Below are 8,393 nucleotides of genomic sequence, written 5' to 3' on the forward strand. Positions count from 1 at the left end.
CCACCAGCGCCGCGCGCCGCCGCTGGCACATCGCCGGCGGCGTAGCGGCCGCGGCTATGCCCAGCGGCCAGCACACATCCACCTCGCCGACGCTGGCCGGCACCGCCGGCGCGGCGCTGTCGCCGGGCTGGCGCGGCAGGCTGTCGATCACCTCGAACATCAGCGGCAGCGCGGTGACCGCGCCGTATTGACCGGGCAGCGGCGTGCCGTCCGGGCGCCCCACCCACACGCCGACGGTGTAGCGGCGCGTGCTGCCGATCGCCCAGGCGTCGCGGTAGCCGTAGCTGGTGCCGGTCTTCCAGGCCACCGGCGGCCGGCTGCCGGTGTCGAACGTACCCACGCCGTAGCCGGGGCGCGGATTGGACTGCAGGATGTCGCGCACGATCCACGCCGCGCCCGGCGACACCAGCCGGCGCTCGATCCGCGGATCGTCCGGGGTGTAGCGCACGCGCCCGGCGATGCCCTCGCGGTTGAGCGCGGCGAAGGCGCCGACCAGATCCTCCAGGCGCGCGCCGGTGCCACCGAGGATCAGCGCCAGGTTGGGCTGCACCCCATGCGGGAAGCGCAGCTTGATGCCGGCGTTGCCCAGCCGCGCGGCGAAGCGCGACGGGCCGACGCGGTCGAGCAGGTCCACCGCCGGCACGTTGAGCGAGAGCCGCAGCGCGGTGGCCGCGCCCACCGGGCCGTTGAAGGCGGCATCGAAGTTGCCGGGACGATAGCCGCCGAAGCTCTGCGGCGCATCGACCAGCAGGCTTTCGGAATGGATCAGGCCGTCGTCCAGCGCCATGCCGTACAGGAACGGCTTGAGCGTGGAGCCGGGCGAACGCCAGGCCTGCACCATGTCCACGTGACCCAGCCGCGCCTTGTCGCCGAAGGCCACCGAACCAACGTAGGCGCGCGCCTCCAGCGTGGCGTTGTCCATCACCAGCAGCGCAGCGGAGGTGCGCTCGGGCAGCTGCGAGAAGTACGCGGCCACGCGTTCTTCCAGCGTGCGCTGCAGGCCGCTGTCGAGCGTGGTCTGGATGTGCGCCGCACGCGGCTGGGCGCTGCGCAGGCGCTGTGCCAGCAAGGCGGCGTGCAGCGGCTGCTGCAGCGAGCGCGCCACCACCGGCTCCACGCGCGCATCGGCCACGTCCTCGGCCGACCATGCGCCCAGTTCGGCCATGCGCGCCAGCACCTTGTCGCGCGCCTGCCGCGCCGCTTCCGGATGGCGATCCGGCCGCAGCCGGCTCGGCGACTGCGGCAGCACCGCCAGCAGCGCGGCTTCGGCATGCGACAGGCGCGCCGCCGGCTTGCCAAGGTAGGCCCAGCTGGCCGCCTCCACGCCTTCGATGGTGCCGCCATAGGGCGCGCGCTCCAGGTACAGATCAAGGATCTGCGCCTTGTCCAGATGCGCCTCCAGCTGCAGCGCACGCAGCAGCTGCTTGAGCTTGCCCCACGGCGTGCGCGTGTGCGGGTCGAGGATGCGCGCCACCTGCATGGTCAGGGTGGAACCGCCGGAGACGATGCGGCGCTCGGCCAGCATCTGTCCGCCGGCGCGCAGCAGCGCCCACGGATTGATGCCCGGGTGACGCCAGAACCAGCGGTCCTCGTAGGTCAGCAATGCCTGCAGGTACAGCGGCGACACGGTCTTCGCGTCGGCCGGATAGCGCCATACGCCCTCGGCATCGGCAAAGGCGCGCAGCGGCGTACCGTCGCGGGCGACGACCAGGGTGCTGGTGTCGCGCGATTTCGGCAGCGGCGGCGGGAAGGCCAGGTCCAGGACCAGCAGCAGCGACAGCGCCGCCACCGTGCCCCAGCGCAGCCAGGGCAGGAGGCGGCGGAACAGGCGTAGAACCCTACTGGATTTCCGCTTCTTCCCGGGGGCGTTACCGCTTCCGGCCCTCACTCCTCTCCCGGCGGGAGAAGGGCTTTGTGTTGCGGGTGCCTGTGATGTACCGCTCGCCATCCGCCATCCATTCATTACAGCGCGGGCGCCAGCCAGGGCAGGCACCCGCTGTCGTCATCAAGGCTGCACGACGGTGATCGTGGCCGGGCTGGAACGCCCGACGCCGCGCAGCTCGGGGCGGTACATGTCCTCGGCCAGCGGCGGCGGTACGGTGTAGGTGCCCGGGGCGACCGCGCGCACCAGGTAGAACACCCGCGCGGTGCTGCCGCGCGAGAGGTTCAGCGCGGCCACGTAGCGGTCGTCGCGGAACTCCTCGTGCTTGGCGTCGGCGGCGTTGGAGCGGTCGTTGATCTGGATGCCGTCCACCACCACGTCGGCCCACTGCTTGGCGTCGCCGAGGTTGAAGTTCTCGATCTCCAGGCCGGCCGGCAGCAGGTCGGTCAGCAGCGCGTCGGGCATGGCGGTGTTGGCGGTGACGCTCAGCCGCACGATCAGCGCCTCGCCTTCCTTCAGCGGCCGCGGACTCCACGGTTTGCCATCGGTGGTGAACCAATCGCGCTCGATGCCGATCACGCTGTTGTCCGGCGCCGGCGCCTGCCGCGGGATGCCGGCCACTTCCAGGCTGGCGAACATCGGCGCCTGGCCCTGCGGCGAGAAGCGCACGCCCTGCGCCAGCTGCGCGGCGTCGAACACGCGCGCGAACAGCTTGCGCGCGTCGATGGCCTCGCGCGCCTCGCCCACCGCCAGTTCGCCGGATACCAGCTTCTTCTGGTCGGCCATCAGCGCCTTGCCCAGCCGCGCCAGCGCCACCTGCTCCTGCGTGCTCAGCCACAGCCAGCCGCTGCTGCGGCGTGCATCCAGCGTGCGCCCCAGGCTGACCGCACGCGCGTCGTACTCGGGCTTGGCCAGGCCGCGCTCGTGCAGCAGCGCGATCATCAACGCATCGTCGCGCAGCGGGCTGCCGTAATCGCCGAAATAGGCCGGGCGGTCCTTGCCGGCCATGCCGAAGCCGGCAGCGATGGCAGCCTGGCCGCGCTTGCCGTCGCCCTGCAGCGACAGCGCCGCGCCCAGGTGGACCAGCGACAGGCCGGTCACTGCCTTGCCGCGCTCGTTGTCGTACAGCGCGCGCAGCGTGCCCAGCGGGGCGCGGTTGACGCGCGCCAACACGTAGCCCGAATAGGCCTGGTTGGCGAACTTCAACGCGTCGCGGCGGTCCTGCCCGTAGAACTGGTTGCCGCCGCTGAGCAGGTCCTCGCTGATCCGGTTCAGCGCCTTCTGCAGCACGTTGTCCGGCACCGCGAAGCCGGCATCCTTGGCGTCGAGCAGGAACTCGGCGATGTACGGGGTCAGCGCCGGGTTGACGTAGTCGTCGTTGCCCCACATCGAGAAGTTGCCGTTGGCCACCTGCATCGAGGCCAGCCGCCCGAACGCGCCTTCCATGCGCTCGCGGCGCGCCTTGGCGTCCAGGCCGTCGGCGCCGAGCATGGCCGAGGTCGCCTGGTCCAGCAGCAGCGCGGCGTAGCCCTTGCTGGTGGTCTGTTCGGCGCAGCCGTAGGGGTAGTTCAACGCGCCCTGCAGCGCCGAGGCGAACGGGATCGGCGGCAACGCACTGACCAGCATGCGCGCGTTGACCGAACCGGCCATCAGCCCGCCGGCGAAGCCGCTGTCCAGGGTGATGGGTGCCAGCGGATCCAGCGTGCGGGTCTGCGAGCGCAGCACCTGCGGCCAGGCCGCGCGCACCGGCAGGTCGTAGCGGCGGTCGACCTTGAAGCCGTTGCCGTCCACCCGCACCCGCACCTTGGCCACGGTGTAGCCCTCCTGCGCGGTGAGCGGGAAGCTCAGGGTCTGCTTGGCATCGGCGGCCAGCTGCACCTTGCGCGCTGCTTCGCCGATGCCCAGCGGGCCCTCGCCGTCCACGCGCACCGCGAACTCGCCGGGCTTGCCGGTGAAGTTCTGCACGTCCAGGGTCACCGTGCTGCGGTCGCCCGGCGCCATCACCCGCGGCATGCTGGCCTCGGCCAGGATCGGTGCGCGCACCAGGGTCTCCACGTCGCGGTTGCCGTAGCGCGTATCCGAATACACCAGCGCCGACACCCGCAGCGTGCCGTTGAAGTCCGGCACCTGCAGGGCGATGCGCGCATTGCCCTTGGCATCGAGCGCGACCGGGCCGGAGAACAGGTCCACGGTCTGCACCCGCGCGGTCGGGCGCCGCGCCTGCGGCAGCGCCTGCAGGGCCATGTCGCCGCCGAACCTGAGCTTGCCGCTGTTGCCCTCGAAGCTCTCGATCACCCGCCCGTAGATGTCGTAGGCGTCCACGCCCAGCCGCCGCTGCGCGAAGAAGTGCGCGTTGGCATCGGGCACCGGGAAGCGGGTGATGTTGAGGATGCCCACGTCCACCGCCGAGACGGTGACGTGCGCCGGCTTGCCGGCCAGTTCCGGCGCGCTGACGGTGACCGTCATCGGCTGCTCGGGGCGCATCTGCTTGGGCGCCACCAGGCCGACCGCGACGCGGCGGTCGCGGCGGTCCATCGGCACGTGCGCCACGCCCACCGCGCGCGCCGGGGTGATCTTGCTCGGCGCGCTGCCGCCGCGGAACACCAGCGCGGTGACGTAGACGTCGTGCCGCTCCCAGTCCTGGGTGACCGGAATCTCGAAGGTGCTGCCCGATTTGGCGTCGATGTCCTGCACGTAGAGCATGTGGTCGCTTTCGACCATCAGCACGCCGCGGCCGGCATGCGGCGGGGTCAGCGTCACCTTCAGCGTGTCGCCGGCCCGGTAGCCGGTCTTGTCCAGGGCCAGCTTGACCTTGTCCGGGCGCGCGTCGAGGCCGCGGTTGTCGTCGTTCCAGCTCCAGCCGGCGCGGAACGGATAGCGCGTGGTCAGGCCGGTGGCCGGATCGAACACGTCCACCCGGTACTCGCCCCACTCCACCGGGAAATCGAACTTCGCCGAGGTCGCGCCGGCATCGACGCTGCGGGTGTCCTTGTTCTCGAAGCGACGGGTGAAGTCGTAATCCCAGCGATTGTCGGTGAAGGTCCAGTGGTAGTCGCGCAGTTCGCGCACCAGGGTGACCTTCAGCCCCTTGGCCGGCTGCGGCTTGCCGTCGGCATCCACGCGCATCAGCTCGAAGCGCGCGTTGGCGTTGGCATCGGCGCCGTCGGCGTCGTTGAACAGCGGGCGCACCGCGACCAGCGCCGGTGCCGGCCACAGCACGCGCTTGAGCGTGCGGGTGACGGTGCGGCCACCGGTCTCGTAGACGCTGCCGGACACCACCGCCGCGACCGTCGTGCCCTTGCCAACCTCTTCCGGCAGCGCGATGTCCTCGCGCAGCTTGCCGTCCTTCGGCAGGGTGGTGTCGATCACGTCGTTGGCTTCGCGCGGCAGGGTCACGGTGGGGTCGCCGAAGAACCAGCCCGGCATCGATTCGACCGGGTGCTGTTCCACCGCCACCGCCAGCCTGGCGGTGAAGCGGTTGCCGTCGGCCGGCGCGCCGTACAGGTAGGCGGCATCGGCCTGTAGTTTCAGCGGCTCGTCCGGTTTGAGCGTCTTCTGCGCGCTGTCCAGGTCCAGCTTCATGCGCTCGGGCAGGAATTCCTCGATGCGCAGGGTCATGCCCTGCACCGCTTCCTTGCTGGCCGGGTCGGTACGGAACTCGACCTGCCAACGGCCGGTGGGCGCCTCGACAGGGATCGCCTGCTCGAACGAGAAATAGCCCTGCGCGCCGGCCTGCAGCCGGGTCTCGCGGAAGATCTTGCCATCGGGCTGCTTGAGCCGCAGGAACACCGGCTGTCCGCCCTTCTCGGGGCCGGGCAGCGGCTTGCCGTCGTTGTCGCGCAGCAGCGCCGACACGCGCACGGTCTCGCCGGGGCGGTACAGGTCGCGGCCGGACCAGGCGAACACGTCGAAGTTCGCGTTCTGGCGCCCGGCTACGGCGAACTCGCTCAGGTCCAGCGCCGGCTGGTTGAACGGCAGCATCGTGGTATCGCCGCCGCTGGAGGCCACCAGCACATGCGAGGCATCGAGCGTGTAGTTGAGCAGGGCGTTGCCGTTGGCGTCGGTCTGGCCCTTGAGCACCGTCTCGCCCTTGCCGTCGAGCACGCGCAGTTCCACTTTCTTCGCCGGCGCGCCGGAGGCCAGCGAGGCGGTGTGCACGAACAGCTGCTCCTTGTAGGCGCGGGTGTGCAGGCCGATGTCGCTGACGGTGAAGAAGGCGGTGTCGTATTCGCCCTCGAAGCTGCCGGCACGCTTCATCACCGCGAAGTACAGGCCGGGTTGCTGCAGTTCCTTGACGTCCTGGATCGGCAGGTAGGTCAGCACCCGCTCGTTGGGCTTGCCGCCGAGCACGAAGCGGTTGACGTAGACCGGGTCGGCCAGCTGCGAGATCGGCGTGTGCTCGCCGTAGTCGCTGTCCAGCTCCCAGCTGCCGCGGCGGCCGCCGCGCTGGTACTGGCTGAAGAAGGTGGGCAGGTTCTTCTCGCCCACGCGCAGGAATTCGACGTCCACTTCCGGCACGTTGACCGACACCACCGGCAGGCCGCGGCTCTCGCGCGCCGGCAGCACGCTGCCCTGCGAGGCGAAGCCGGCGGCCGGCTTCAGTTCGCCGGTGAACACCTGCTGGCGCACTTCCTTGCCCAGGCGGCTGCCATCGGCGGCGAGCAGGTCGGCCGAGACGATCAGGGTGTAGTCCTTGGCCGCCTCGACGTAGGGATAGCGCAGGGTCTTGCCGTCGTCGGACAGCGACCAGCTGCTGTCCTCGGTGCCGACCTTTTCCTCGAAGCGCAGCAGCTTGTCGAAATCCTGGGTACCGACCAGCGGCTGGGAGAACTCCACCGCCAGCGACAGGCCGTCGCCGCCCTTCTGGTCGGGCCACACGCGCACCAGCGCGAAGCCCTTGACCTCGTCACGCTTGGCCTGGATCGCCTCGCCGCTGGCGCCGGGCAGCTGCCCGGTCTCGTTGCGCTTGCAGCCGGCGAGCAGCGCCAGCACCAACAACATGACAACGACCCAGTGCGCCTGCTTCCAGTTCATGGTGTTCTCCTGCGGACGCGGTGAGTATAGGGGGCGAAAGCCCACACCCCCGTGACCGGCTTCCGACACGGCAAACCCCGCAAGGCGGTGCCGGGCCAGCGCCCCTGGAGCACGAGGCAACGCCCCGTGCCCCTGCCCGGCGCTATGGAGACATGGCCACCGGCGGCGGGCACCGCCCCGCGCTACCGGGGGCAGTCAGCCCCTGCCGTCAGCCCTGCCCCGCCCCTCTTCACTGGCTTGCGGTGTCAAGGCACCCGCACCCAGCCTTCCATGAGTACCCGTGCGCTCCGGCTCATCACCGCCTTGGTGACAGTCCATTGACCATCGACCCGGGCCACCGCCGCGCCCACCCGCAGGGTGCCGGAAGGATGGCCGAAGCGCACTGCGTCGCGCTGCCCGCCGCCGGCGGCCAGGTTCACCAGGGTGCCAGGCACGGCCGCGGCGGTGGCGATGGCAACCGAGGCGGTGCCCATCATCGCGTGGTGCAGCTTGCCCATGGACATGGCGCGCACGTTGAGGTCGATGTCGGCGGCGGCGATGTGCTTGCCGCTGGAGGCGGCGTAGTCCTTCGCCGGCGCCACGAAGGCGACCTTGGGCGTGTGCTGGCGCGTGGCCGCTTCCTCCGGCGCCTTGATCAGGCCCATGCGCAGCGCACCGGCCACGCGGATGGCCTCGAGCCTGGCCAGCGCCGCCTTGTCGTCGTTGATCGCCGGCTGCAGTTCGGTGCCGTCGTAGCCGATGGCGGCGGCGTCGACGAACACGGTGGGGATGCCGGCGGTGATCATCGTCGCCTTGAGCGTGCCGATACCGGGCACCTCCAGATCGTCCACGAGATTGCCGGTGGGGAACATCGAGCCACCCTCGCCTTCGTCGTCGGAAGGATCGATGAACTCCAGCACGATCTCGGCCGCCGGGAAAGTCACCCCGTCCAGTTCGAAATCACCGGTTTCCTGCACCTGCTCATCGCGGACCGGGACGTGCACGACGATGGTCTTGCCGATGTTGGCCTGCCACACCCTTACCGCCACGGTGCCGTCGCGCGGGATGCGCGCGGCCGGGACGAAGCCGTTGGCGATGGCGAACGGCCCCACTGCGGTGCTGAGGTTGCCGCAGTTGCCCGACCAGTCGACGAAGGCGCTGTCGATGGAGACCTGGCCGTACAGGTAATCGACATCGTGGTCCGGCACCGAGGCCGGGGCGATGATCACGCACTTGCTGGTGCTCGACGTCGCCCCGCCCATGCCGTCGGTCTGCTTGCCGTAGGGGTCGGGCGAGCCGATCACGCGCATCAGCAGCGCGTCGCGCGCCGGGCCGGGGACGCGCGCGGCTTCGGGCAGATCGTCGAGGCGGAAGAACACGCCCTTGCTGGTGCCGCCACGCATGTAGGTGGCGGGAATGCGCTGCTGGGGAGCATGGCTCTGCGGGAGGTGGGACATCGAAACGATTCCTTGCAATGGAAGACGGCCCGTTGCCGGGC

At 70.6% G+C, this 8,393-nt stretch carries 3 protein-coding genes; all 3 read right to left on the reverse strand.

Annotated elements, in window-relative coordinates; genetic code table 11:
* Positions 1-1,828 (reverse strand): penicillin-binding protein 1C (gene pbpC / locus QMX80_RS17050; protein WP_282278363.1); only part of this gene is annotated, 1,828 nt, incomplete at its 3' end.
* Positions 1,829-2,005: 177 nt separating this feature from the next.
* Positions 2,006-6,916 (reverse strand): alpha-2-macroglobulin, encoded by a 4,911-nt coding sequence (locus tag QMX80_RS17055; RefSeq protein ID WP_282278359.1) that lies wholly within the window; start codon positions 6,914-6,916, stop codon positions 2,006-2,008.
* A 245-nt stretch (positions 6,917-7,161) separates the two neighbouring features.
* Positions 7,162-8,352, reverse strand: coding sequence for a 2-methylaconitate cis-trans isomerase PrpF (prpF, locus tag QMX80_RS17060; protein WP_282278361.1), 1,191 nt, complete (start codon positions 8,350-8,352; stop codon positions 7,162-7,164).
* Positions 8,353-8,393 lie beyond the last annotated feature (41 nt).

The sequence above is a fragment of the Stenotrophomonas sp. PS02297 genome (assembly GCF_029959705.1).
Lineage (GTDB): Bacteria > Pseudomonadota > Gammaproteobacteria > Xanthomonadales > Xanthomonadaceae > Stenotrophomonas > Stenotrophomonas nitritireducens.

Excerpts from the sequence above, each read along its gene's own strand:
- prpF (WP_282278361.1), bottom strand. The coding sequence starts at position 8,352 with ATGTCCCACCTCCCGCAGAGCCATGCTCCCCAGCAGCGCATTCCCGCC.
- QMX80_RS17055 (WP_282278359.1), bottom strand. The coding sequence starts at position 6,916 with ATGAACTGGAAGCAGGCGCACTGGGTCGTTGTCATGTTGTTGGTGCTG.